At 37.6% G+C, this 25813-nt stretch carries 21 protein-coding genes; 15 read left to right on the top strand and 6 right to left on the bottom strand.

The window, feature by feature from the left end:
* The first annotated feature begins 8 nt into the window (after positions 1–8).
* The 13 genes from IRQ78_RS04460 to IRQ78_RS04400 all read left to right on the top strand — a co-directional run bounded on the left by IRQ78_RS04460 (position 9) and on the right by IRQ78_RS04400 (position 16271).
* Complete coding sequence (locus IRQ78_RS04460; protein WP_166340147.1) at positions 9–1424, top strand: lipopolysaccharide biosynthesis protein; 1416 nt, start codon at positions 9–11, stop codon at positions 1422–1424.
* Entirely contained in the window at positions 1408–2772 is a 1365-nt protein-coding gene (locus tag IRQ78_RS04455; protein ID WP_054553828.1) for an O-antigen ligase family protein, read from the top strand. Before IRQ78_RS04460 ends, IRQ78_RS04455 begins: the two co-directional genes overlap by 17 nt.
* Positions 2765–3475 (top strand): acyltransferase, encoded by a 711-nt coding sequence (locus IRQ78_RS04450; protein ID WP_138602242.1) that lies wholly within the window; start codon positions 2765–2767, stop codon positions 3473–3475. The genes IRQ78_RS04455 and IRQ78_RS04450 overlap by 8 nt, the downstream gene beginning before the upstream one ends.
* Positions 3472–4596, top strand: coding sequence for a glycosyltransferase family protein (locus IRQ78_RS04445; protein WP_194441470.1), 1125 nt, complete (start codon positions 3472–3474; stop codon positions 4594–4596). The genes IRQ78_RS04450 and IRQ78_RS04445 overlap by 4 nt, the downstream gene beginning before the upstream one ends.
* 153 nt (positions 4597–4749) lie before the next feature.
* A complete protein-coding gene (locus tag IRQ78_RS04440) occupies positions 4750–6225 on the top strand; it encodes a GumC family protein (protein WP_054553831.1) in 1476 nt (491 codons plus the stop codon).
* Positions 6222–7298, top strand: coding sequence for a glycosyltransferase (locus IRQ78_RS04435; RefSeq protein WP_138602246.1), 1077 nt, complete (start codon positions 6222–6224; stop codon positions 7296–7298). Before IRQ78_RS04440 ends, IRQ78_RS04435 begins: the two co-directional genes overlap by 4 nt.
* 9 nt (positions 7299–7307) lie before the next feature.
* On the top strand, positions 7308–9143 hold the full coding sequence (locus IRQ78_RS04430; RefSeq protein WP_323741529.1) for a sugar transferase: 1836 nt from the start codon (positions 7308–7310) through the stop codon (positions 9141–9143).
* 158 nt (positions 9144–9301) lie between these two features.
* Positions 9302–9622, top strand: coding sequence for an STAS domain-containing protein (locus IRQ78_RS04425; RefSeq protein WP_138602248.1), 321 nt, complete (start codon positions 9302–9304; stop codon positions 9620–9622).
* A gap of 8 nt (positions 9623–9630) precedes the next feature.
* A complete protein-coding gene (locus IRQ78_RS04420; protein ID WP_138602250.1) occupies positions 9631–10488 on the top strand; it encodes an OmpA family protein in 858 nt (285 codons plus the stop codon).
* A gap of 1 nt (position 10489) precedes the next feature.
* Positions 10490–12556, top strand: coding sequence for an SLBB domain-containing protein (locus IRQ78_RS04415; protein ID WP_194441469.1), 2067 nt, complete (start codon positions 10490–10492; stop codon positions 12554–12556).
* Entirely contained in the window at positions 12553–13257 is a 705-nt protein-coding gene (locus IRQ78_RS04410; RefSeq protein WP_054553837.1) for an AAA family ATPase, read from the top strand. The genes IRQ78_RS04415 and IRQ78_RS04410 overlap by 4 nt, the downstream gene beginning before the upstream one ends.
* A gap of 7 nt (positions 13258–13264) precedes the next feature.
* Complete coding sequence (locus tag IRQ78_RS04405; protein WP_054553838.1) at positions 13265–14722, top strand: SpoIIE family protein phosphatase; 1458 nt, start codon at positions 13265–13267, stop codon at positions 14720–14722.
* 100 nt (positions 14723–14822) lie between these two features.
* Complete coding sequence (locus tag IRQ78_RS04400) at positions 14823–16271, top strand: sigma-54-dependent transcriptional regulator (RefSeq protein ID WP_194441468.1); 1449 nt, start codon at positions 14823–14825, stop codon at positions 16269–16271.
* Here IRQ78_RS04400 and IRQ78_RS04395 read toward each other — a convergent pair.
* Positions 16240–17274: a glycosyltransferase family 4 protein gene (locus tag IRQ78_RS04395; RefSeq protein WP_194441467.1), complete on the bottom strand. Its 1035-nt coding sequence runs from the start codon at positions 17272–17274 to the stop codon at positions 16240–16242. The two genes, IRQ78_RS04400 and IRQ78_RS04395, sit on opposite strands and share 32 nt — an antisense overlap.
* Positions 17275–17294: 20 nt before the next feature.
* On the opposite strand from IRQ78_RS04395, the gene IRQ78_RS04390 reads away from it, so the two are divergent.
* Positions 17295–17627, top strand: a complete 333-nt coding sequence (locus IRQ78_RS04390; RefSeq protein WP_054553841.1) for an Hpt domain-containing protein — start codon at positions 17295–17297, stop codon at positions 17625–17627.
* Here the strand turns inward: IRQ78_RS04390 and IRQ78_RS04385 are convergent.
* On the bottom strand, positions 17592–18497 hold the full coding sequence (locus IRQ78_RS04385) for a gluconeogenesis factor YvcK family protein (protein WP_138602262.1): 906 nt from the start codon (positions 18495–18497) through the stop codon (positions 17592–17594). The two genes, IRQ78_RS04390 and IRQ78_RS04385, sit on opposite strands and share 36 nt — an antisense overlap.
* A 166-nt stretch (positions 18498–18663) precedes the next feature.
* Between IRQ78_RS04385 and IRQ78_RS04380 the strand changes: the two genes are divergently transcribed.
* Complete coding sequence (locus IRQ78_RS04380) at positions 18664–20637, top strand: response regulator (RefSeq protein ID WP_194441466.1); 1974 nt, start codon at positions 18664–18666, stop codon at positions 20635–20637.
* A gap of 41 nt (positions 20638–20678) precedes the next feature.
* Here the strand turns inward: IRQ78_RS04380 and IRQ78_RS04375 are convergent, their stop codons facing one another.
* Genes IRQ78_RS04375 through IRQ78_RS04360 form a run of 4 tightly spaced genes read right to left on the bottom strand, consistent with a single transcriptional unit; the run spans position 20679 to position 25809 of the window.
* Positions 20679–22001 (bottom strand): Na+/H+ antiporter family protein, encoded by a 1323-nt coding sequence (locus tag IRQ78_RS04375; protein ID WP_166340133.1) that lies wholly within the window; start codon positions 21999–22001, stop codon positions 20679–20681.
* 8 nt (positions 22002–22009) lie between these two features.
* Positions 22010–23950, bottom strand: a complete 1941-nt coding sequence (locus tag IRQ78_RS04370; RefSeq protein ID WP_194441465.1) for a transglutaminase family protein — start codon at positions 23948–23950, stop codon at positions 22010–22012.
* Between the two features lie 2 nt (positions 23951–23952).
* Positions 23953–24912 (bottom strand): DUF58 domain-containing protein, encoded by a 960-nt coding sequence (locus IRQ78_RS04365; RefSeq protein ID WP_194441464.1) that lies wholly within the window; start codon positions 24910–24912, stop codon positions 23953–23955.
* A gap of 3 nt (positions 24913–24915) precedes the next feature.
* A complete protein-coding gene (locus IRQ78_RS04360) occupies positions 24916–25809 on the bottom strand; it encodes an AAA family ATPase (protein ID WP_194441463.1) in 894 nt (297 codons plus the stop codon).
* Between the last annotated feature and the right edge of the window lie 4 nt (positions 25810–25813).

The raw sequence follows: 25813 nt of genomic DNA, 5'->3' as shown, positions 1-25813 counted from the left end.
GAACAGTTATGAGTAATCTAAAACAAATAGGTTATTTTGCCGTCGCAGTATTATCAGTAAAAGGACTAGGCTTTTTATTGCTACCAATTAGCACACGATTCCTAAGTCAAGTAGAGTTTGGTCAGTTAAATTTTCTAGTAACTGTTTCTGCGCTGTGTTCGCTTATTTTATCAATAGGCTTACCAGAGCTTTTACTTAAACAACAGTACAATACTCATACTGAAAAACTTGCTCTGTTTCGTGACGCGGTAATAACAACCTTTATATTTAGTTTACTCTTTGCAGGTTGTTCTTTGATTTTTTCTGAGCAAATAGCACATCAGTTACCGGCCAAAGTTGATCCTCTAGATTTAAGGCTATTAATTGTTAACCTTGTACTATCGGCGCTAATTGGTATTCCGTACATTTATTACCGCTTGACTAATAATGCGAGAACATATTGTTATTTATGCATTTCTCATGCTTTAGTCCAAACAACATTAACGATTACCTTACTATTTTTAGGTTTCAGTATCACTGGAGTTATGGTGTCGGGCGTAGTGAGTAGTTTACTTATTGTATGTATTAGCTATTTTGATATTTTAAAGGTTATTAATGTAAGTTATTCAGAGTTTTCTTGGCGAATACAAGGGAAACAGACTGTTTTTATCATTTCTATTGTTATCTCTAGTTTATTTATTTATGCCGGAAACGGCGCTGAAAATTGGTTTATAGTTGCAAACTTTGATGAGACATTGTTAGCGAATTACTACGTGGCGGCGCAGTTTGCAGTATTAACTTCGTTTACGTTTGAGCCTATACGCCTTTGGTGGTTTGCTAAACGTTTTAGCCTAGTTAAAAACAATAAATCTGAATACGAAAGTAAAGCCATTCTCTGTTTGAATGTTGGTTTAGCGCTTTGCGTAGTGATGTCTGTTCTTGCTCCAATCACTTTAAATTTAGTGTTACCTGATAATTACCACGGCAACGAGCACTGGTTAGTATTGTTAATTGTTGTGGTTGCTATTAGGCACCATAGCGATATTTTGAATATTGGTTGTTATACGCATAAGAATGGGATCTCGGTACCCATTATTAATCTTTTAACTGCATTAGTCGGTCTGAGCCTTTTATATCTTCTGGTGCCAATGTTTGCTGTAGAAGGAGCGATTTTATCTTTAATTATTATGCAGAGCTTTAAACTGTTATGTTTTTACTTAACTAGCCAAAAATTTGTTCCGCTAACTTTTAAACTATCTTCACTTGCTCCTAGTTGGCTTGCTTTATTGATCATAGCGGGTATTTCGTTTATGCCTGGCAATTTAATTCTACAATTAGGTGTCCTGTTAACGTACATTTTTGTATTTATTAATCAGTACAAGAGCATCATTTTACGAGTTATCAAAAAAACGGTAGAGGAGCGTAAATATGCTCAATTACTATAAGCAAAATCAACTTGTAATAAATGGTATTGTTGTCACCGTACTGGTTATTTCGACTTACTCGCTACTAGGTCCTATCGCCGTTTTTGCTTTATTACTACTTCCTTTTGCAGCGTTTACAGCAGTGAAAGTCAGTGTTGCATTTATTATCTTATTTATTCTTTTTAGTTATTTTAGGCTACACGAAGCATTTCCTGTTTTGATGCCATTAAAAATTCCTAAGCTCTTGGCATTAGCATCTCTTTTAGGGATTGCATGGCATCTATTTATTTCGCAGAAATTAAAGCCTCATTGGCATACAAATCACCTTATATTTTTTGCTTGGTTTATTTGGTTAACTATTTGCGTATTCAGTGCGGCTAACCGTGGTTTAGCGCTTGAGTATTGGTCAGGTGTGTTGATTAAAGTGCTCATAATGGTGTTTGCAATTTCATGGTGGATGACTTCTCTACAACATTTTAATGTTATCCGCATTGGTATTATGATTTCAGGCTCAGCCATCGCGCTTGTAGCCTTAAGTAATAAAATGAATGGGATCGGTCTTGTTGAAGGAACTCGTGTGACTATTTCGCGAGAACTTCGCTCACAACTCGGTGACCCGAATGATTTATCACTTGTCATGATGTTCCCAGTGTCTTTTCTTGCAGCTGAAGTTTTTGATAGTAGCGCCCATAAAATAAGACGTTTTATAGCACTCATCTGTCTAATAGTTGCGATTAGTGGCGTTATTGCTACTCAAAGTCGTGGGGGATTACTGGGGATTGCAGCAGTATTAAGCTTTTTTATCTATCAAAAAATTAAAAATCCAATCATTGTTGGTTGTATAGGTGCTGTCGGAATGCTCGCGATGATTGTTTTTGCAGGGATATCAGATAGACAAAGTGGTGGTGCTCATGAAGATGGTGTCGATGAGTCTGCAATGGGCCGTATCTATGCTTGGCATGCGGCAATTAACATGGCGCTGTCTAATCCATTGACTGGGGTAGGTGTAAATAATTTTGTCGCGAATTATTTTTTCTATAGTCCACATTGGGATGGCAAGAATCATGCAGTACACAGTACATGGTTTCAAGTACTTGGCGAAACAGGCATTGTTGGGATGTTCATATTCATTGCCCTGATCACATGTATTTACCGAAGTTTAAACCGTGTTTTCTTGATAAATAAACAGCTTAACGATGAAAAAATAGCAGTGAATGCGAAAGCACTTAAAGGCGGGCTGATAGGCTTTATGGTGTCAGGAACCTTTTTAACTCAAGCTTTTACTTGGCCTATATACATCATCTTGGCGTTAACTATTGCTCTTGAAAAGCTTGTTATAGATAAACAAAAGGAAAGGCATTATGACTGAGAATTTAAAACAGTGGTTAAAATCAAGTGACAGTCCTTTTGCAAAGTCACTTTTTCAAATTGCAAAACTCATTCGCAATCCGCAAATGTTTGTAATACCAGGTTTCCATGCATGCCTATACAAACTGCATTTACTTGTTAAAACAATTTTCAGTGAACTATTACGTATCTTCTATTTTACGCCAATTTTTAAAAGCCAAATTAAAGGTTCAAAACGCAATTTATATCTTTATTCTGGTATGCCACAAATTTTAGGGCAGCTAGATATAACGTGCCAAGATAATTCTCGTATTAGTGGTATTAGCACTTTTTGTGGTCGTAGTCATGGGTTAAACAAATCGCAACTTATCATTGGTAATAATGTCGATATTGGTTGGCAAAACTCATTCTCTGTGGCTGGTAAAATTGTTCTGCAAGATGATGTTAGGCTTGCTGGACGGGTTTTTTTAGCTGGTTTTCCAGGCCACCCTTTAAACTCGCAAAGGCGCGCTTTAGGTGAGCCTGATGATGATTCGCAAGTCGGAGACATCATTATAGAGCAAGGGGCTTGGGTTGGAACGGGGGCGACAATCCTTGCTGGCGTAACAGTAGGAAAGGGCGCAATAGTTGCAGCAAGTAGTGTTGTTACAAAAGATGTACCTGCAAATACGATTGTGGCAGGAAACCCTGCGAAAGTTGTTAAGAAGCTGGAGTCAGAGTCATGAAATTTATCGTTTTTGGTGAAGATTGGCAAAGCCATCCAAGCAGTACTCAACATATCTTTAAAGAATTAGCGAAAAGCCATGATATTGTATGGATAAATTCAATCGGTATGCGAAAGCCAACAATAAAGTTGCTTGATGTAAAGAGAGTTTTTTACAAACTAAAATCCTTAGTGTTGAAAAAGAGGCATACTGAAGAATCTGCAGACAAGCACAGTAAGCTTAAAGATCATACTTTGCCGATTTTACCTTGGCATGACAATAAGCTTGTAAAAGCTTTTAATAAATGGATTTTTAATAAAAAGTCTTTTGTTGATAATGAACCTATCATCTATTGGGTTAGTGTACCTACTGCCATATACCTTATTAATTTACGTCCCATAGACAAGATCGTTTATTATTGTGGCGATGACTTTTCGGCCTTAGCGGGTGTTGATCATTTAATGGTTGCTCCACTAGAGAGAGAGCTTATTCTTAAAGCCGACCTCATTTATGTAGTAAGTGAATTTCTTTCTAGCAAAATGCCAAAGCATAAAGTTAAGCTGTTATCTCATGGTGTTGACTTTGATTTATTTAATAATAAAAAGCAGAAGGCAGTTGAACTTAGTAATATAAATAAACCGGTTATTGGCTTTTATGGTTCTTTAAATGCGTGGCTCGACAAAGAACTTTTGCAAAAACTGGCACTTGAACGGCCTCAATACCAAATAATGTTAATTGGTAACATTATTGAAGACTTTGATTCATTATTATCCCTTAACAATGTGTCCCATGTACCCGCAGTAGAGCACCATAAACTTGCTACTTTTTCTCAACATTGGCATGTCTCGATTCTCCCATTTGTTGATAATGCGCAAATTAGAGCATGCGATCCGCTTAAACTTAAGGAGTATCTAGCGACAGGAACCCCCATTGTTTCAACTAATTTTGCTGCAGTGAGACCCTATCAAGAGGCTGTGCTGATCGCAGACTCTATGAATGCCTTCATTGAGCGTGTGGACTATGCCATTAGCATAAGCGATGAGCAAAAGCTTAATTGGCGACAAACTCAAGCTGAATACGCAAAAAATCACAGTTGGCAAGTTAAGGCGCTACAAATAAGTGATGAGCTAGGGCTTGGTTAACTTCATCTATTAAAAGCTGCATTAACGCAGCTTTTTTTATTTTTGGAACAAGATCTGCAACAGAATAACTAATTGAAATTATCGCAATTTATTTTTTTCAAAATGCAAATATAACTGCATTTTTTTGCAAATTGCAAAGCAATAGGTAACTCCATGTTAGTTAAAGAGCAGATCAAACGATTAATATATTTAGGGCTTTATGCGCTTTACACGCGTATTAAGCTTTTTATTATTCCGTTTTGCATTGTGCCTCTTGTTGTTATTTTCATGGGGCTGACTGCTCAAAAACAATATACCAACCACGCAACCATTTTGATTGAAGAATCTGCACTTTTAAATCCGTACTTAGATGATCTGTCTTTTTCATTTCAGTTATCAGATCGTATGGCAGCACTTAGAACTTTAGTTATAAGCAGAAAAGTACTTATTGCTGTCGCAAAGGAAACTAATTTAATCGCAGAAGATGCAACGCCAAAACAAGTTGAAGAAATTCATCAAAAGCTCTCTAAAGCTCTCTCTTTGTCATTAATCGGCGATGAATTAGTGCGTATAAACTTTATATGGCACGACCAAAGTCAAATGAAACCTGTACTTGAAAAAGTGGTAGAGAAATTTATTGAACGCTTACTTGCGCCAACTAAAGCCTCTTTAGATACGTCAGAACAATTTTTCTTTCAACAACTTGAAGGGTTACGCCAAGAGTTAGAAGTATCTGAAGAATCTCTTGCTAAATTTAAAAGCCAAAATAGCAATACATTACCAACGGTTTTACATAGCAACCGCGAAACATTCGATAAATTATTATCGGAAAAACAGCAGAAATTAATTGCTCTTTCTGGTGCTAAAGCAAAGCTCAATGCACTAAAAAATAAAGTAGGGCAAGCTAATCCAATCCTAGGGAAGTTAGAAGAAAAAATTATTCGTACAGAATCTGAATTAAGTCTACTGCGCACTCGTTATACAGATAAGCACAGTAAAGTTATTGAAAAAACACGTACTTTAAAAAACTTAAAAGCGCGTCAGCAGTCATTACTTGAATCAAGCGAAGACTTAGATACCTCGAATTTAGATCAACTTTGGCAAATGGTTAATACCTTGCCTTCGGGTGAAAATAAAGAATCCAGTGTATTGGTTTCTCAGCTGCTTGCCTTAGAAGAGGCTAAAAATAACCTGCTTCAACAGGAACAAGAATTTGCAATGCTAGAAGAACAGGTAAAAGAGGTAAGCGAGAGATTATTAATTACCAGCGATGTAGAAAAACAGCTAAGAAAATTAGAACGAGATTACGAAGTTAAACAATCGTTGTACAAAGATATGTTAAGCCGATACGAAATGGCAAAAGTAACAGGAAAACTTGTTAAATATGAAGGCCCAGACAAAGTAAAAACAATTGAACGCGCCTATAGCCCAACGCAACCAATCAATACCTCTTTAGTCATGACAATCGTGATTGGAGTTGTGCTTGGAATGTTTACAGGTGGAGCAAGTGTATTTGTTGCTTCACTTTGCGACAGCCATCTAAAAGATATTCAAACTATTGAAAAGCTTAGTAATGCACACGTAGTAACTGTCCTGCCAATTATAAACAGCAGTGCATCTAACAAGCATATTGAAGGAGAACCTTTATGAAGGTAATGCACTTAGTACAGCATTTAGAAGTTGGCGGCCTAGAAAAAATGGCAATTACGCTATTAAAGAATAGTCAATATAGCCAAACAACCATCATCGTCTCGTTAGAAGGTGATAAGGAGTCAGCAATCAAACAATGGCCGGAACTTAGCAATTATAAAAGCAGTGTTTTTTGTTTAAATAAAGCACCTGGCTTTAAAGGTTCGGTTATAAAAAAATTAAAGGCGCTTATAAAAGAGCAGCAAATAGATATTATTCATAGTCATCATATAGGTCCATTACTGTACGCTGGTATTGTGTGTTCATTAACAACTAAGCGTATTCGCCATGTTTCGACTATTCATGATGCTTGGTATTTAAACAATATTAAGCAACGTTTCTTCACCAGAGCTCTTAACTTATTAACACATATTCATTGGGTAGCAGATGCAAACATCGTAGCCAATGAGTTTCAATCAAAAACGTCAATCATACCTCAACAGACAATTTTAAATGGTATTGATTGCGAGCAATTTAAAGCAATAGATAAATCATGTGCACGCCAGCAATTAAACTTACCAGAAAATGTTCAGTTGATCGGGTGTGCAGCCCGACTAATTGAAGGTAAAGGGCATAAAGACTTAATACATGCTCTCATTTATTTGCCTGAGAATTATCACCTTGTATTTGCAGGCGATGGTGACCAGAGAGATTTACTCCACAAAGCTGTTGAAAGCTATGATTTAAAATCGCGAGTACATTTCTTAGGAAATATACACGACATGAGAGTTTTTTACTCTAGCATCGATGTTATGTGTCTATATTCGAAACGAGAAGGTCTGCCCCTGTCTATCATTGAAGCGATGGCATGTGGGGTACCTATTGTCGCATCTGATGTAGGTGGTATTCACGAAGTTGTAACTGATAAAGAGGGGGAGTTGATTGCAGCAAATAACTACAAGCTAATTGCCCCTGCAATATTACGTACTTTGCAATTACCAAACGGAAATCCTATTCGTCATCATGCTATTGCTGTTGCTGATGCACGGACCATGAGCAGTCAATATGACAATTTATACACAGCGTTAGCGTGATGGGAGGCTATGATGACAATTTTCAGTATCGTATTTTTAGTATTAGTATTCGTTGCAATTTACCACCATGTTGGATATCCAATCATGGTTAATTGGGCTGCAAAAAGTCACAAATCTAAACACAAAAATAGCAAGGCTGACCCTAAAACCTATCAGCCAAATATTGGTATTTTAATGTGCGCGTATAACGAACAAGACCACATAGCAGAAAAGTTACATAACTTAGCCTCATTGTTATATGACAATGATCATTACAGCATACATGTCTATTTTGATGGTTGCACAGATGCGACGGTAAACAGAGCTTATGAGGCTCAACGTGTTTTATTGAGCCATGGTGTGCAATGTTTTTTCCATGTCAGGGAAGAGAACAAAGGTAAAGTGCATGGATTAAATACATTAATGGGGTTAGCAAAATTTCAAAATGATATTTTATTGTTCACTGACGTGAGTGCGCTATTGAGCATTGATGCTTTAAATAAGGTCGCCGATAAATTTAGTAATCCAAAAGTTGCAATTTCTACGGGAGTGTACACACTTGATGATAGGGCTCCAGATGCACAAAAAGCATATTGGAAGTATCAAAATCAAGTAAAACTATCTGAGTCCGAGCTAGGTGCAGTAATTGGTGTGCCTGGTGCCATGTTTGCGATGCGTTCAACATCGGCAATAGAGCTTGATGATAACACTATTAATGATGACTTTATTTTATCTATGAATGCGCTTGCACAAGGCGGTAAGGCAGTATTAGATGAAGACGTTGTTATTTATGAGCGTGAATGCGATTTACAACAAGAAGACTACAAACGTCGTATCCGCCTTGGAGCAGGGAATTGGCAACAAATTAAGTCCCTAAAACAGCTTCTAAAGCCTCAACTTGGTTGGACGAGTTTAAACTTTTTTTCGCATAAAGTACTGCGCGGCGTGATGCCGATTATCTTAGCGTGTATCTACTTGTGTATTTTATTCGAAGCTGCATTCATGAAAACCACATGGGCAGTGTTTTTAGCCATAGGCATTTTAAGCTTACACGGTGTTGAGCTGTTAAAGAGTGTTTTTAATATTAAAATACGCGTACCCATTTTGGATAAAATAAACTATATTTTAAACAGTTATTTTCTGTCTTTATATGGAATTATACGCTACGAGCTAGGGTACTTTAATGCTCCTTGGCGACGTGTGAGGGATAACAATGTGAATCGTTCTTCTTATGAGATATCTGGTAAGTCGGTTGTGAAGGTTATAAAGCGTGGCTGTGATGTTATCGGTGCGTTAGTTGCAATCGCTCTCGTTTGGCCCATTTGTTTATTTGCCGCTATCGCAATTAAATTAACTTCTAAAGGCCCGATTATTTTTAGCCAACTTCGTGTCGGTGAAAGCTCAGATGACTTTGTCAAATTATTTAATGTATATAAGTTTCGCTCTATGGTTGTTGATGCTGAATTAAAATCAGGTGCCGTATGGGCGAGTAAGGATGATCCACGAATTACTCCTATTGGCAGATTTATGAGAAAAACGCGTATTGATGAGTTACCGCAATTAATAAACGTTCTTAAAGGGGATATGTCATTAATTGGTCCAAGACCAGAGCGTCCAGTTTTCTATGCAAAGTTAGAAAAAAATATCCCTTATTTTTGTCAACGAACTTATGGCGTAAAACCTGGTATTTCGGGTCTTGCCCAAGTAATGAATGGCTACGACGAATCAATAGAAGATGCTCGCAGTAAAATTGGTTGGGATTATGCTTATTCACTTAGTATGTCTACGCCATTAGCATGGCTAAAATTAGAATGCTCAATAATTGTCAAAACGCTAATGGTTGTTTTTACAGGAAAAGGCCAATAGTTTTATGGTCAAAATCAGTTGCATAATGCAAATTAATTCCTATAAATTAATTGCATTATGCACAAAGCAAATAAAAACTTAAAATTATCAATATCTTATATTCTGGCATTTAAGTTGTAACAGTAAGATTAACCAAACCATCTTAAAGGTAGAAAATCATGACTAATACAACTAAATCTGATGCAAATACCACATTCATCACTTTACCAAATGATTTCTCTGGCTTAGCAGTCGATAGCTTCAAAGATCAGTTCGAAACGGTAGCCACGAGTGAACAATCTAATGTGGTTCTTGATTTTAGTGACACCACCTTCATCGACTCCTCAGGTATTGGTGCCATGGTATTTTTATATAAACGAATTGAGAAAAAAGGCCAAAAGCTTTCTTTACTGAACGTTTCAGGTCAACCACATAAATTAATGAGTTTACTAAGAGTAGATAAAACCATCCCATTCATTGAGCAAGCTGACATCGCGTGAGGTGAGTTATGAAGCACATACTAATAACAGTTTTACTGATTATAATTGGCGGATGTGCTTCTTGGCCTGATGAAGGACAAGGAGGCTGGGCCGAAAAATACCAAAATTACCCATTAACCGATGAACAAAATGAGCTTATTTACGATACACAAGAAACAGTGGTTTTGAGTGAGTTTGAACATCACGTTTTGAAATTAGATTTGTTGAAAGCTCAAGGCATCAAACAATGTATGCCCGCTCAATTGCTTAAAGCTCAAATTTATGAAAATCGTATACGTCGTTTAATCGCAGCCCAAATGTGGGAAGACGCAGAGCATGATCTTTTGATCCATTACCACGGCCTAAACCAGTTATCAAAACACTTTGAAACAGTTAATGCGATGACGCAATGTGCTGGCCCAACGGAAAATGAGCAGGTGATGACTGCATCATTGAAAGAGCAGATCACTGAGCTGCTAAATAGTGACAATCAATTCTCTTTTAATGACTTTCAAGTAACACCTAAATACATCTCTCGCTTATCACAGGCGGCTGACTTAATAAAACAAGTAGATAAAATCAATCTATTACTAGTAGGGCATACAGATATTAGCGGGCAACAAACCAATAACTATGAATTAGCATTGAAACGTGCAGAGACGGTTAAACATTGGTTAGGAATTTACGGGGTTAATCCAGCTACGATTACAACGCTCACACAAGGTAGTTTATCACCTTATAGCAATGAGCCCGACTCAAATGCTAAACGCCACTCAGATAGACGTGTAGAAGCGATAGTTATTGATATTACTGACAAAGATACGAACAAAAAAGTACATGCATTATCCAGTTGGACCAAAGTTTTAAATGGTCCTAAGGGGCAATAATATGAAACAATTAATTTTAATATGCTTACTTATGTTCTCAACACTCGCTATTGCAGAGCAAGTTCAAGTCGGAAACAAAATATATTTATACTTACCGGGTGAAGTAGAGTTCGATGAACCATTTGAAGTTGCCAAAGATGGCACCATCACTTTACCTGAGCTTGGCAAGTTTAAAGTAACTGGCGCTGAACTTGCTGAAATTGAACAGCAACTACGTGCTGCATTAAGCGAAGTCTATGTTGCGATGGACGATTTTTATGTCGAAATTCGTTCTAGAGATATTTTTATTAATGTTATGGGTTATGTGAACGACCCATCTCAAGTCAGTATTCCCCGTGATGGTAATATCCAAATGGTCATTGCACGTGCAGGTGGCTTGAAACCAGGGGCACAGCTAGACAGACTACAAATTCGTCGCGGTAACGATGTAATAGAATTCAATTACAAAGCCTATTTAGATTCAGGCAACATTGACTTATTACCCCAATTACAAAGTGCCGACACAGTATTCGTACCTGTATCACCACTATTAGGCAATGTACAAATCGATTTTGATGCTCAAACATTAAGTGCATCCGGTGATGCCAGCGATAACAGTGCAATCACCTTACTTGGTGAAGTCCACAATCCAGGTAGTTTTTCATTCAAAGAAAATATGAGTGTATTAGATGCATTGATGCGAGCTGAAGGCGTAACTCGCTACGCAGATGTAACCAAAATTCGCGTTATCGTAGACAAAACACCTGTTGTTTTTGACCTAAAAGCGTATTTGGATAAACCTAACAACGATACAATGCCTGCACTAAAAGCTGGTTCTACGATTTACGTGCCTATCATGGTTGATGATGTAAACACTACATCACGTACCGTCTACATCATGGGTGAAGTACAAAAGCCGGGCGCTTATGAGGCCGGTGATAGTACCAGCTTTTTAGATATTCTTGCGAATGCCGGCGGGCCGACTCGCTTTGCAGAAACTCGCCAGATTAAGATTTTAACGCCATCGGGCGAAAGTATTTTATTCGATCTGCAAGGCTACAGTGAAGGAATTGTGACTGTAAAAGTGCCTAACTTAAACCCAGGAGATGTGATTTTTGTTCCAGAAAAGACTGACCAAAATGAAAAAAGTTGGTTGAAAGTGCCACCAAAACGCGCAATTAAAATTATCGGCGCAATCCAATCACCGGGCCGTTATGAATGGAGTCCCGAAATGGATTTCACAGATTTACTTGCGCATGCAGGCGGGCCAACTAAAGGCGCAAATATCAATGATATAAAGATCGTTCGTAACGGTGAAGTCACAAAACGTTTCGATTTAGAGCAGTATACAATTAATGATGCAGGAAACTATGAATTACCCAACTTGATTGCTGGCGATACTATAATTGTTGAGGAACTGCCAGTTGATCCTGCTGATAATAAATCGCAATGGATCCGCCAAGAATCAAGTAAATCTATTTATATAATGGGGCAAGTTGGTTCTCCAGGCCGCTATGCATTTAATACTAATATGCATTTTATTGATATTTTAGCCGCGGCTGATGGTCCTACAGATAATGCAGATTTACGTAATATTCGTATTACCCATCGTAATGGAAACACTGCAAAGGTTAGTAAGTTAAACCTCGCACTTTATTTTGAAACAGGCGATGAAACACTCTTTCCACACGTTTTACCAGGCGATACCATTTACATTCCTGAAAAAGATAAAGATTGGTTACGTACCCCTAAAGAGCAAGTAGTGCGTATTATGGGGGCTGTTGAAAAGCCTGGTCGTTACAGCTTCGATGACACTATGACGGTACTTGACGTACTAGCAGAAGCAGGCGGTCCATCAAGCTCTGCACTCATAGACAAAATTGTGGTAGTTAATCATTCATGTTGTAAAGAGCAGTCTCGTGTATTTGATTTAGAAGAGTTTGTTAAGAATCCGAATTCAGCGTATATCCCTGTGTTACGTGCCGGCGATACGCTTTATGTGCCAGATAAAGGTCAGGATTTAATTAGCCAATTTAAATCTAACTTTCTCGACTTCATAACAGTAATCGCTTTAGTGGTGGGCCTATGAAAATGATACCTTCTCAATACCAAGAGCTTGAAGCAGTTTGTAATGAAATTGATAACCTTAAAGCTCGCTGTATTTGTTTTATATCTTTAACAGGAAGTGAGGGGTCAACTTCCTTATGTACTAGCGTTGCAACAAGACTATGCAATCAATCAAAAAAAGTTTTGATCATTGATTTGAACCCAATTTCGCCTTTTAAACTTGATCAGAACCAAAGTACTGACGTTGGGCCATGGTGCTTTAGTGATATAAGTTGTCAATTGAATATTATTAGCACAGATCACGTTGATATTTTAACTATGCAGCATCTAAATGAGCTGGAATCAGTTAAAAACAAATCAATCCTAAACGATGCAATTGAACGAATAAAACAAGAATATGACTATGTGTTTATTGATATGAGCCCAGCACTTAAGTGTAATCGAGGTAATGTACCATTACATGCGCTAAGCTTATGTACTGACATGACATTTTTGACTGTTTCATTAGGTTTAAATGATGAAGAAGCACTGTGCCATGGCATTACAAATCTAGAGCAAGCAGGATTGACTGAGATTAAAATTGTAGTCGCACAGCATAACTTTGCTCCACTGGGTACACGTTTGATTGAGTCACTTAAAACGCGCCAACATAAATGGCCTAAACTTTCTAATTACCTAATAAATAAAATAATTAAACAACGTTGGTTGTTTACTGCATATTGAGAGACAAATGGACTGCCTTTATCAAAAGAGTTATACGCTAGATTGGCCGATAGTGAGTGAGATACGGCATGTTTTAAAACATATCCTTACTGCAATTAGTGTCAAGCACCAAGACATTGATGCTGCAGGCCTTGTCGCAACCGAGTATTTAACTAATTTACTACGCCACACAAAGAAAAATGATAAGCCTTTGTTATTTAGTATATTTAAAGTATCAAACCAGCAGTTACGAATTGAATTTAAAGATTCATTTAAAAGTTATGATATTTTTAATAATCACTCATCAAATTGGGAAATAGACAGCGGTGAGCTTGTTGAAGGGGGGATGGGGGTTGCGCTTATCAAGCATTATTTTCCTAATGCTAGCTATAATACTCATCATCAATTTAATACATTTTCTTTCTGTTTAAACAATATCGATAAGCGGCCAACATTGATATACATTGATGATGATAAGTCACAATTGGCTCTGCTTAAAGCCTATTTATCCGAACATTTTCAAGTAATTTGTTGCGAAGACATTGAATCAGGTTGGCAAGAGATCCTGACCTCAGGTGCGACGATTTTACTGTTAGACCACAAGCTTAAAAATGGTACTAGTGAGCCGCTATTAAAACGACTAAACCAGTCAAATCTAAAAATTAATTTATCAGTTGTTATGCTCACGGGGGATGACAGTGAAGAGTTGATCAAAAGAATTAATATGCTCGGCGTTGATGATTATCTAGTTAAACCCGTTACCAAGACTAGATTACTGCAAAGTATTGAAAGAATTGTTCATCGGTTCTCTGCTTTAAAGTACTTTGTTAATGAGGACAGAGCGCCAACCAAACGTGAGCTAGAAACGTATAACGCTTATAATTTTGGCTCAATTATAAGCCAAATGGGGGGAGATTTTTGTTTGTATCCCCACCAGCATAGCAACGCCGTGGTAATTGGCGATATGATGGGACATGGTCTAGTCGCTTTAAAAGAGAGCTTTGCTATTAAAGGTTTTTTAAGTGGTTGTTTAGCAACAGAGATCCCTTTAGAGACCGTACTACCTATGTTGAATAGAGCCCTTTCTGAGCAGCGCTTATGTAAATCAAGCTTAGTAACCTTGTTGATAATTTATATCGAAGATAACCGTTTACATTGGTTCAATGCGGGTCATCCTGCGCCTTGTGTTATTAATAAACAAGGCCGTTTAGAGCAGCTAGTTGGCACAGATCCTTTGCTTGGCCTTAATGATCAACATCAATTTAAGCATTACCAATATGAACTAGCTGAGGTTGAGCACATATTAATCTTTACAGATGGTTGGTTAGATAACCAGCACTTAGATGAAGTGGATCAAATAGTATCGAAATTAAACGCAAACAAACTCTACAATGAAGATTTTGCATATGGTTTATGGCAAGCCAGTCAAGTGAAGTTATCTGAAGAAGTTGATGATGCATCACTCATTGTGATCAACAAACACTAAAGTTTGAGTTTACAAACTGAGCGATTTCACACTAAGCTATTAGTAAGGTTTTGTATCATAATCACTTTATCTCAACAGCTATTAAAATAAGGACATACCAATGCCACCTAAAATTCTCATTGTTGAAGATACTGAGTCACTGGCTTTAATGTACCAGTCATACTTAATACCCACGGGTGTAAATACGCGCATCGCTTACACCGGCGAGCAGGCGATAGCTGCTTTAGAAGAATTTCAACCAGACCTGATCATATTAGATGTCATGCTGCCGGATATGAATGGCCTTGATATTTTATCATCATTAAATGGTGATAACTCTCCGCAGGTAATTGTCTTAACAGGCCATGCAACAAAAGAAATGGCCATTAAAGCAATTAAATTAGGTGCAAGTGACTTTTTAGAAAAACCCATTGAAGCGGATCGTTTTCGGATCACTGTAAATAACGGATTAAAACTAAAAGACTTAAAGCAAACCGTAAAAACATACAAAAGTACCTATGAGAATGGACAGTACTTTGATTTGATTGGCAGCTCTGCTGAAATGCAATCTGTTTACCAAATTATTAAATCTGCCTCAGCAAGCAAAGCAACCGTTTTTATTACTGGTGAAAGTGGTACAGGAAAAGAATTATGTGCCCGTGCAGTGCACTTGGCATCTCCGCGTGCAAATAAACCCTTTGTTGCTTTGAATTGTGCCGCAATTCCTAAAGATTTAATTGAAAGTGAGATTTTTGGACATTTAAAAGGCGCATTTACAGGGGCCATTGCAAACCGTGAAGGGGCTGCCGGCCAAGCTGATGGAGGAACTTTATTTCTAGATGAGCTCTGCGAAATGGATATTAATCTTCAGAGTAAACTCTTGCGCTTTATTCAAACTGGTTGTTATCAGCAAGTAGGGAGTGAAAAAGAGGTTAAAGTTGATGTACGTTTTGTTTGTGCAACAAATCGTGATCCTTTGCTTGAGGTTAAAGAAGGGCGTTTCCGCGAGGATCTATATTATCGTTTACATGTTATTCCTGTCACTTTACCACCTCTTAATCAACGTGGCAGAGACGTTATTGAGATAGCAGATGCCTTATTCAAAAAAATTAGTAAAGAGGAAGGGCGTAGTTACAGGGGCATGTCTGATGCTGTTAAAAACATGTTTTTAAAATACAGTTGGCCGGGTAATGTTCGACAGCTAGAAAATACAATTAGAAATATTCTCGTACTTCACAATGAGGATTATATAGAAACAAATATGATCCCTGCTTTACCTCATAGCCAAAACCAGTCAGTCGATACGGCAGCTTCTGAACCAAGTCATATGGTTAAAACACAATTTGAGGATAGTACACCTATATCTTCAGAAATAATTTCAATTGATGAAAAACCAGCAGAGTTTTCTCAGTCAGATATAGAACCCCTTTGGTTAGTTGAAAAACGCTATATAGAACAGTCTATCGATGCTTGTGATAACAATATTCCAAAAGCAGCGGCATTGTTAGATGTGAGTCCTTCAACACTTTACAGAAAAATCAAGAGTTGGGAGGAAATGCAGGTAAGCTAGCGGTATAAACCTTATTTAATTGTTCAAATTGCTGTTTACCTGAAAAACGTTGCTCAACTAATTGCTTAGCATTTTTGAGCATGTTGCGCTTTTGTTCAGCACTGAGTGATCGTAAGTAATTTAATTGGTTTACTAATGCATCAGTGCTTGAATCAGTCATTAGTAAGCCATTTTTTAAATGTTCAATGATTTTAACAAGTTGGCCAACAGGTGCAGAAATCACTAGTACACCATTAGACATTGCTTCAAGGACAACCATAGGTAAACCTTCGGCCCTTGAACAAACAACCAATACATCTAAATGTGGCCATATTTGTTCTGGCTCACATTGTCCATGATAAGTTATTGCTGTTAAATCTAATTCACTTGCCATTGGTCCATCACCAAACATATGAAAATTAAGATATTCAGATGAAAACTGTTTAGCTGTTTCAATAAATATATCAGGGGCTTTCTCGTAAGATAAGCGGCCAACAAAGCCAACGTTAATTGGCTCTCTCTCAATGTTTAATGAGTGCTTAGATTTATTATTCAAACTGATAAAGTTTTCCAGTAGTTCTGCTTTGTAAATCTGTTTTGAAAGAATATCTGAAACGGCAAAATTAAATGAAAAGTAGCTTAAAAGCTTATCAAGCCTGTTATATAAATAAACGAGCCCCTGACCTTGCTCACCGGCATGGTAAGTAGATATACAACGGCGATTTTGCATTAAGCAAGCGAGCTTGCCTAATATACTTGCTTTATAACCATGAGTATGAAGTAACGAACTAGATGGTAACCCTTTGATAATTTTGTAAAAATCAAAAAAACTTCCGCCCGCAAATTGGTAGTCAATATTTGCATTATCTAAACGATTGTAAAATGCGATGTTATTATGATCTTGATAAAACAAAACTGAGCTTTTAATATTATATTGTTCAAGCAAATTGCATAGGGCGATGATATGGCTTTCGATGCCGCCAATGATGCTTGAATCTACAAATAAAATAACACTGTACTTCATATCTACTCCAAGGAAAAAACATGATAGATACTGCTACATTTGCACAATTGCAACAGGATGTTGGTGAAGACCTAGCAAAACAGCTACTACAAGTGTACCTCACTGAATCCACACAAATTGTTAACGATATTGCTGATACAACAAAACAAGCAACTATTTCTTTAAATGCTCATAGTCTGAAAAGCAGTAGCCGAAGCTATGGCGCGCTTTCTGTAGGTTCTATTGCTGAACAAATTGAGCACAAAGCCAAAGCTGAACAATTCGATCATGAATTGCATGATTTAATCGAGACACTGCAAGATCAATTTTCACTAACACTAAAGCATGGAAATAGCTTGATCAGTTCGGCTTGATTTATCAGCCTCCAAAATTAATGGCATTTTAAGTATCTCACCAAAAACTGTACTAAGTTGTTCAATATCATGTTGCTGATTTGGTGTTTTAATCACATCATCAAAATGTGAAACAATTTCGCTAAGTGCGTCGTGTGAAATACTTAAATCACAAAATGAATATCCCAGCATACTTTCAAGCCAATCAACGGGTTTTAAATCTAATGATTTAATTACACTTGTTTCTTTTGCAATATTTTCTATAAACACTCGACACGCTGAAGTCATGTTAATTGCTTGAGCGATATCTTCTACAAGCATAGCTGGCATAACACTGGTTATCAGGCTACCAGGACCAATTAAAATTAAGTCAGCATTATGTATTGCTTCAACAGCACCTGGAGCCGCATTTACATTTTGAGATAGAGTGACATATTCAGGTAACTGAGTTAGCGAGTCTATCTGGCATTCACCAATAATTTTTTCACCGTTTGGTAAAACAGCTAATAAATCGGTTGGCTCATCAGACATTGGCAAAATGGTTTCAGAATTGCCCAACATCGCATTGAACCAAGCAATTGCCTGAGTCGCAGAGTTAGTTTGTTGTGATAACCCTAGCAGTGTTAAATTACCTAAACTATGACCATCTAACTCACCGCCTTCAAAGCGATGGTGAAATACTTTATGTACTAATGAGTCATCATCGGCAAGTTGTAGGCAACAACGTCTTATATCACCTAAAGCAACGCCCCCCTGACTATTTCTTAGTTTTCCTGTACTACCACCATTATCAGTTGTTGCGACAATTGCAGTGAGTTCTGCGCAATGTGGTCTAATTGCACTAAGCATATGAGATAAGCCGTGGCCACCACCAATACATACAATTTTCATTTGATTCACCCTAATTAGTTCATACCAATTAAAAGCATAAGGCATACCATTTTTAAGATTTAGCTAATATTATGAAATATCAATAATTTTTTAAAAAATATATGGATGAATCTAATTCTTTTTTCTATATTTGCATTATGCGATGCAATTTTTGATAGGAAAAGCCATGGCGGGTATTAACTTAGAGCAATTACCAATTGTGCTAAGACAGTTTAATGGAATAACAGAAAATCAAACTGTTAAAAAAGAACTTCAAGTTTTACTGAATCCTTATTTTAGTTTTAATGAGCTTTGTTTAATTAATATTGAAAACAATAAAGCATCAGTCGAAATGCGTACTATGAAGTATTTCGATTTTGAAGAAACATTGTTTATTGATGCATTGATTGATGACTCAATCTTATGGGTTGAGATTAACAATAGCAGCATGTTTAGAACCCCAAGCAATGTAGAGAGTGCTTTAGTCTTTCAAGTAAAAACAGGATTTGGTAAAGCTCAATGCCTGGTATTTTTATCTATTGAACCAGGAGCTTGTTTTAACGAACTTGAATCAATGCCATTACAAATTTTACTTCAACAAGTTGCACATCAATTAGAACATCAAACGAGGCTTAACAGGCAAAAATTTCATTCGACTTCACTATTAAGCCGTTTAGCTGAGCTTTCAAATCTATTTAATGACTTTGCCAGTGAATGGTTTTGGAAAACCACAGAAAATAATCTGTTTACAAACGTATTAACCTCAAACGTAGCAAACAATCTATACAAAAGGCATTTCCTGAATAAAACATTTGACGATGTAATAACTGAACATGAACAAACGCAGTTAAAAAAGTGGTCTCAATTTAAACACTTATTGTCAGAACAAAATGAATTTATAGATTTTGAATTTGAGATAAATTCATCACCTCAAGCTTGGGTGTCTTTTAGTGGTAAACCGCAATATGATGCAAATGGCCATTTCAAAGGCTATATGGGTATTGCAAAAGATATAACAGTAAATAAAGATAGAGAGTATGCACTTAATCTAGCGAAGAACAAGGCTGAAGAAGCCAGTCTTGCAAAATCGCAATTTTTAACTGTTATGTCGCATGAAATAAGAACCCCAATGAACGCCATTGTTGGCATGTTAGAACTACTCGCTGAATCTGAGTTAAATGAAAAACAGAGTAGGTGGTTAAATTACGCTAATACTAGTGCAGACCTTCTTCTAGATCTGATAAGCGATGTTTTAGATTTTTCAAAAATCGAAAGTGGCTCACTGCAACTTGATGTCAAAGCGACAGACATTTACACATTGGTTAAAAATATCGCTTCTCAATTCTTAGAAACAAGCCAAAGCACGGGCGTTATTTTTTCATCTGAAATAAAAACGGGATTACCCAAAACTATCGATATAGATAGTGCTCGCGTTGGACAGATCCTATTTAATATTTTAGATAATGCGATTAAATTTACTAAAGTTGGTACTGTTAATTTTAAAGTTGATAGTACCGAAAAAGAACTTATTTTTGAGATCTCAGATACAGGGCAAGGTATGTCTCAGTCTCAACTAGAGACAATCTATGACGCTTTCAAACAACATGATGATGGCGTCAACAGGCAAGCTGAAGGGATAGGTCTTGGGCTGAGTATTACAAAAAGTCTGGTCGATCTTATGAAAGGAACTATCACTGTTGTTAGTGAGCCTAACGTAGGCACTAAATTTACGATAGTGATACCCTTTACCTTGGTAAAAGAGACTACTCACACACAGGAACAAGAACAGTCACTTGAGCCGATTTCTATTTTAGTAACAGAAGATAATAAAACGAATCAGGTGTTAATTAAGACATTCCTAGAAAAACTTAACCATCATGTAACACTTGCAGATAACGGCCAGCAGGCAATTGAAAAAGTGCAAGCAAGTACTTTTGATTTGGTTCTTATGGATATGATGATGCCGGTTATGGATGGAATAAGTGCAACTAAGTACATGCGCGAGAAACTAAACCTCACCATACCTATTGTGGCATTAACTGCAAATGCTTCTAAACAAGATAAGAGCGCTTGCTTAGAAGCAGGAATGGACAAAGTGCTTACTAAACCAATCAGATTTCATGATTTAAATCGTGCTTTACGTATTTTATTCAGCCAATAAAAAAGCCCCAAATTGGGGCTTTAAAATAAACAATGCTAATTTTACAACACCATTGCCGCAACCCAGCCAGCAATCAGTAGTGGTATATTAAAATGGATGAATGTAGGTACCACTGAATCCCAAATATGGTCGTGTTGCCCATCTGCATTTAGGCCCGATGTTGGGCCAAGTGTTGAATCAGAGGCAGGGGAACCTGCATCACCTAGCGCACCAGCAGTTCCAACCAGTGCCGCAGTAGCCATAACAGAAAAGTTTAGTTCCATACAAAGTGGTACAAACAGGGTGGCTATAATTGGCACTGTCGAAAACGAGCTACCAATGCCCATGGTGATTAATAAGCCAACGAGTAAAATTAACGCAGCAGCAAGGGGTTTGTTACCTTCAATCATTCCTGCGGCAGAGCTAACTAATGAAGCAACATCACCCGTTGCTTTCATCACTGAAGCAAAACCTTGCGCCGAAATCATAATAAAGCCAATCATCGCCATCATAGCAATGCCTTTACTAAATACATCGCCGTTTTGCTCAAGTTTTACAACACCAAATAAGGTAAATATAGCTACCCCAACAAGACCACCTAGGATCATAGAGCCACTAATATTTTGTGCCACTAATGAACAAAGTACGGCGGTAATTCCCACTGCTAACACCTTTTTAGGCTGTTCAATGACAACCTCTTGCTGTTGCTCTGTTAGGCTGTGAGACTCGTAACTACGGCGTTTTCGATAAGATATAAACACAGCAACCAATAAACCAAATAACATCCCAATGGCTGGAATGATCATTGCCATCGGCACTTGAGTATTAACAATCTCTAAGCCATTTTCAGTGAGGTTCTTGTGTAGTATCGAGTATAAGTAAATGCCACCAAAACCATAAGGTAGCACCATATAAGAGGTGGCTAAGCCGAAGGTTAAGATACACGCAATAGCACGTCTATCAAGGCGTAACTTGTTGAATACAACAAGTAGGGGCGGTATTAGAATTGGTATAAAAGCAATATGTACGGGTATCAAATTTTGCGACGAGATCGCACACAGTAAAATAATACTTAATATAAGATAACTAAGCGTCGTTTCGCCTTTATGGCTATTGTCGTTTACTTGCTTTAGTAACTTAGACGCTAAAATACGGGTTAAACCCGACTTAGAAATAGCCACCGCAAATGCACCTAACATCGCATAGCTCAGTGCTATTTCAGCGCCGCCCGATAAGCCATCATTAAATGCATTAACGGTTTGTGATAAACCAAGGCCTGCGGTCAAACCCGCAACAATTGCGCTTACCGTCATCGCCACAATGACATTAATTCGACAAAGTGTCAGGATCAGCATCAACATAACGCCGACAATTACTGCATTCATATTGTTCTCTATTTGGCTGTTTTGAGAGAGTTTAACAGAACTCGTACGCGGTTTTTGCGATTTTGGTTATATGATTGCTGTTGATAACGTACTTCGATGATTATTTGCTCAAACTCACTTAAATATGCCTCTGATCTAGGTTTTTGCTGTTTAATTAAAGCAATATTTTGTAGTGGCGTGTTGGTATCAACTGACTCAATGCCTTGCTTTTTTGCCCACAGGTATAGCTTAGTGATGTCATCAACCAGCGGCTCTCTACTTCGAATAGGGCGTTTGTTATATAAGAAATAGCCAATAAAACTTAGTAATAATGTACCTAACACAATTAAAGGTGTTAGCCATGCTGACTTATTACCAAACAGTGAATCAAATAAGCTTTGTTGTGATTCTTGGTCAAACGTAAGCACCCAGTTAGTCCATTTATAGTCGAGCTCTTCAAGGTGAATTCGCAGCCAGTTTATTGCTTTAAAATGACTCCAACGTTTTAAACCAAAGTTAAGATTGTCGTTAAAGCTTTCGTTTAAATCCCCCAGTTGTGATAACGAACCGTTTAAACGTTCCGGGGCAACAACAGAGGTAGCATCAAAAATATGCCACTTTTCATCAAAGAACACTTCGACCCAAGCATGTGCATCATATTGGTAAATGTTAAGCGTAGCGGCTTTAGTTTGTTCTCCGCCTAAATAACCCGACACAACACGGGCAGGGTAACCGGCAACACGAAACATAAATGCAGCGGTGCTGGCATAGTGGCCACAAAAGCCACGTTTGGTATCAAACACAAACTGGTCTAACGTATTATCACCATACATGGGTGTAGGTGTTAATGTGTAAGCAAACTGCTGCTGATTAAAGTAATCAAGTAGCGAATTAAAGTAACCTTGGGCATTTATATGCTCAGCAGCCAGCTCTTTTGCCAAAGCTGTTGTTTGTGGATTAGTTGCTTTCGGTAAGCGGGTATATAAGCGTTTTTCAAATTCATTTAGGCTCAGCATAGCCTCACTACTGGTTACCGCGTATTTAATATTTTTGTTTAAGTTACCTTTGCGCTTTAACAAACCATTGTAGGTTGAGTGCACATCAGAATTATCACTTTGCGCAAAGCCAAGTGCAAAAAGCCAATTAGAAGATGAGGGCTCTGCAATAACCTGATAATTAACACCATTACTTTGAGTAATTGTACGGCGAATTGGGTTATATTGTTGCGATTTCAAAATGTCCGATATTAGCCATTCACTACCATTAAACTCATCATGAATAAGGCTGCGCCAGTAATAGGGGGCTTGTAAGTTTTGCCCTGGCTGTTGCTCTACCCGAAAAACTAAGTCATCAGATTCCGCTAATTTCGCAATAGAAAAGGGGTTAACTTGCTCTGATAAACCCGTTTTAGCAAGCTTTGGCCCCGGTAGCTGCCAAAACGCTGGAATTTTAGGTAAAAATAAAATCAAAAACGCCGCTATGGGTAAGGCTAGTAGTATGGTTTTAAAACTTTGTTTGTTAGCTGCCTTAAAGCTTTGCGGGCTAGTTAAATAGCCAAGTACCGCGAAGTTAACAATATAAAGTACACTGACTACCAAGGTTTCAAATAACCCTTGATGAAACAAATACACGGTTGAAAGGTTAAAAAACACCAGTAAACAAACGGTTTGATACTGTTTAACGGTTTTCGCTTGTAGCAATTTAAAGCTACTAGCAAGTAGCATCATGGATACAAATAACTTGACCGTATCGCCCACGCCAACCAGAACAAATAAGGCAACTAAGCAAACCGCAGCCAAAATATTCGCCACCAATCCATTTAGTTTTTTATAAAACTTACCTAAAAACAGGTTTAAAAAGCTAAGGCCAGCCAATATGGCTAAGAATGGAGTCGCTACTTCAGTAAACAAAAAGCCACTGGTAACAATAAACAGCAGTGATAAAACGGTATTTATAAGCGGTGTATTCATAATTAAAACTCCGCTAATGCTTGCAAGCAGGCTTTTTGATGATTGATCCCTTGGCCTTTTGCAATGTGTTTATTGGGTAAGGTTAACGAAAACGCCATGTGTTGGTCAGTTAATTGATTAACTAAAAAACATAACTGGCTTAATCTGTGCTCATTATTGCCACCTAACATATTGAAATTAAGCGCTAATTCCTGTGATGCATCACTGGTAAATTCTTTCGTTAATAGTTGCTGAGTTTTAGCGAAGTGTTTCCACGATACCTTATTAAGTGCTGTACCTTGTACGAAAGGGGTAAGTTGATAAAAGTTATCATTACCCGCTTTAACTTGAGCGTTATCACCGTCTTGTTCGTCATTGTCATGGAGCTGAGTATCAAGCTTTTCAGCGGTGATAGGTTGTGGGTAAACATACACGGTTTCGGTTGGTTCAATGTAACTCCACACAGACACTAAACCAAATGGAAAGTGGCTAATGATTTTAATTCTATCAAAGCCATAAGCACCACGTTCACTACATTTAAGCGCTATTTCAACGGTCTTTTTCTCATTGTTTTGCAGTGATACAGTTTCAGATTCAAGGTTGTCATTAACCAGTTTTATAAGCTCACAGTATGATCGTGCGTGAATTTGAAAACGCGCAAAAGGGGCTTTTGGCGCATAACTTTCATTAACTGATTGGTATTTAACCGACAAACCTCGCACATTTTTATAGCCGGTGAGTATCGCAAATACTAAAACAACCACCATTAAATACGCCATGGCTAAAATCAAGTTGTTTTGATAGTTAATGCCCATCACAAAGTTCAGTAAGGCAATTAGTAAAAACTGCCCACCAAGTTTTGAGGGTAATACATAAATTGTTTTATGCTGAAGCTCAATTTCGTTAGTTTTATGCTTGTTTTTTAATAACTTATTAAAAACTGACTGACGAAATTGATTAACAAAAGCAGGGCGCTTAAACATGTTTTATAAGCTTACGGGCACATGTTTAAGTGCATAGCCGCTGTCACCAGCATTTAAGCCAAGCCTGTGATCAGTCACACTTGGAAAAACCGCTTGTACATCTTCAGGCATTACAAAATCACGACCTTCAATATACGCCCATGACTTTGCAGCTCGGGCAAGCGCAATGCTCGCTCTTGGTGATAATGGGTTTACAAAATGGTTATCTTGGCGAGTAAACGCAACGAGCTCAAGAATATAATCAACCACCGCGTTGCTTATCGTTACAGTGTTTATTTCTTTTTGAATAACAGCAAGTTGCTCAGGGTTAATGCGCACAGGTAAGTCATCATAATTACGATTGTTTAAGCCTAAAATGAGGTTTTTCTCAGCGTGTTTATCAGGAAAACCTAAACTAATACGCATAAAAAAGCGGTCTAATTGCGACTCAGGTAACGGATAAGTACCAGATTGATGTACAGGATTTTGCGTAGCAATTACAAAAAATGGTGATGGTAGGGCGTGTTTAACCGAATCGACCGTCACTTGTTTTTCTTCCATTGCTTCTAACAGTGCACTTTGTGTTTTAGGACCCGCACGGTTAATTTCATCACCTAAAACAACTTGGCTAAATACTGGGCCTTGATGAAATGAAAAACTATGTTTTTTAGCATCAAAGATGTTTGTACCAAGAATATCAGAAGGCAATAAATCGCTAGTAAATTGAATACGTTGATATGACAAGCCAAGAACTGCGGCAAGTGCATGAGATAAAGTGGTTTTGCCCATACCTGGTAAATCTTCAATTAACAGGTGGCCTTCACTAAATAAACACGTAAGGGCGAGTTTGATTTGTTGTTGCTTACCAAAAATGACCGTTGATAGGTCATCGATAATGAGTTGGATTGTCGAATTCATAAAC

Origin of the sequence: Pseudoalteromonas simplex, assembly GCF_015278155.1 — a bacterium.
In the GTDB taxonomy this organism is placed as follows: Bacteria; Pseudomonadota; Gammaproteobacteria; order Enterobacterales; family Alteromonadaceae; genus Pseudoalteromonas; species Pseudoalteromonas simplex.
Note: the sequence above shows the minus strand (reverse complement) of the source record. Positions and strands in the feature narration are given on the sequence as shown.

What these genes read in the sequence shown, in the direction of transcription:
- IRQ78_RS04460 (WP_166340147.1), top strand. Translation starts at nt 9, where the DNA reads ATGAGTAATCTAAAACAAATAGGTTATTTTGCCGTCGCAGTATTATCA.
- IRQ78_RS04455 (WP_054553828.1), top strand. Translation starts at nt 1,408, where the DNA reads ATGCTCAATTACTATAAGCAAAATCAACTTGTAATAAATGGTATTGTT.
- IRQ78_RS04450 (WP_138602242.1), top strand. Translation starts at nt 2,765, where the DNA reads ATGACTGAGAATTTAAAACAGTGGTTAAAATCAAGTGACAGTCCTTTT.
- IRQ78_RS04445 (WP_194441470.1), top strand. Translation starts at nt 3,472, where the DNA reads ATGAAATTTATCGTTTTTGGTGAAGATTGGCAAAGCCATCCAAGCAGT.
- IRQ78_RS04440 (WP_054553831.1), top strand. Translation starts at nt 4,750, where the DNA reads ATGTTAGTTAAAGAGCAGATCAAACGATTAATATATTTAGGGCTTTAT.
- IRQ78_RS04435 (WP_138602246.1), top strand. Translation starts at nt 6,222, where the DNA reads ATGAAGGTAATGCACTTAGTACAGCATTTAGAAGTTGGCGGCCTAGAA.
- IRQ78_RS04430 (WP_323741529.1), top strand. Translation starts at nt 7,308, where the DNA reads ATGATGACAATTTTCAGTATCGTATTTTTAGTATTAGTATTCGTTGCA.
- IRQ78_RS04425 (WP_138602248.1), top strand. Translation starts at nt 9,302, where the DNA reads ATGACTAATACAACTAAATCTGATGCAAATACCACATTCATCACTTTA.
- IRQ78_RS04420 (WP_138602250.1), top strand. Translation starts at nt 9,631, where the DNA reads ATGAAGCACATACTAATAACAGTTTTACTGATTATAATTGGCGGATGT.
- IRQ78_RS04415 (WP_194441469.1), top strand. Translation starts at nt 10,490, where the DNA reads ATGAAACAATTAATTTTAATATGCTTACTTATGTTCTCAACACTCGCT.
- IRQ78_RS04410 (WP_054553837.1), top strand. Translation starts at nt 12,553, where the DNA reads ATGAAAATGATACCTTCTCAATACCAAGAGCTTGAAGCAGTTTGTAAT.
- IRQ78_RS04405 (WP_054553838.1), top strand. Translation starts at nt 13,265, where the DNA reads ATGGACTGCCTTTATCAAAAGAGTTATACGCTAGATTGGCCGATAGTG.
- IRQ78_RS04400 (WP_194441468.1), top strand. Translation starts at nt 14,823, where the DNA reads ATGCCACCTAAAATTCTCATTGTTGAAGATACTGAGTCACTGGCTTTA.
- IRQ78_RS04395 (WP_194441467.1), bottom strand. Translation starts at nt 17,274, where the DNA reads ATGAAGTACAGTGTTATTTTATTTGTAGATTCAAGCATCATTGGCGGC.
- IRQ78_RS04390 (WP_054553841.1), top strand. Translation starts at nt 17,295, where the DNA reads ATGATAGATACTGCTACATTTGCACAATTGCAACAGGATGTTGGTGAA.
- IRQ78_RS04385 (WP_138602262.1), bottom strand. Translation starts at nt 18,497, where the DNA reads ATGAAAATTGTATGTATTGGTGGTGGCCACGGCTTATCTCATATGCTT.
- IRQ78_RS04380 (WP_194441466.1), top strand. Translation starts at nt 18,664, where the DNA reads ATGGCGGGTATTAACTTAGAGCAATTACCAATTGTGCTAAGACAGTTT.
- IRQ78_RS04375 (WP_166340133.1), bottom strand. Translation starts at nt 22,001, where the DNA reads ATGAATGCAGTAATTGTCGGCGTTATGTTGATGCTGATCCTGACACTT.
- IRQ78_RS04370 (WP_194441465.1), bottom strand. Translation starts at nt 23,950, where the DNA reads ATGAATACACCGCTTATAAATACCGTTTTATCACTGCTGTTTATTGTT.
- IRQ78_RS04365 (WP_194441464.1), bottom strand. Translation starts at nt 24,912, where the DNA reads ATGTTTAAGCGCCCTGCTTTTGTTAATCAATTTCGTCAGTCAGTTTTT.
- IRQ78_RS04360 (WP_194441463.1), bottom strand. Translation starts at nt 25,809, where the DNA reads ATGAATTCGACAATCCAACTCATTATCGATGACCTATCAACGGTCATT.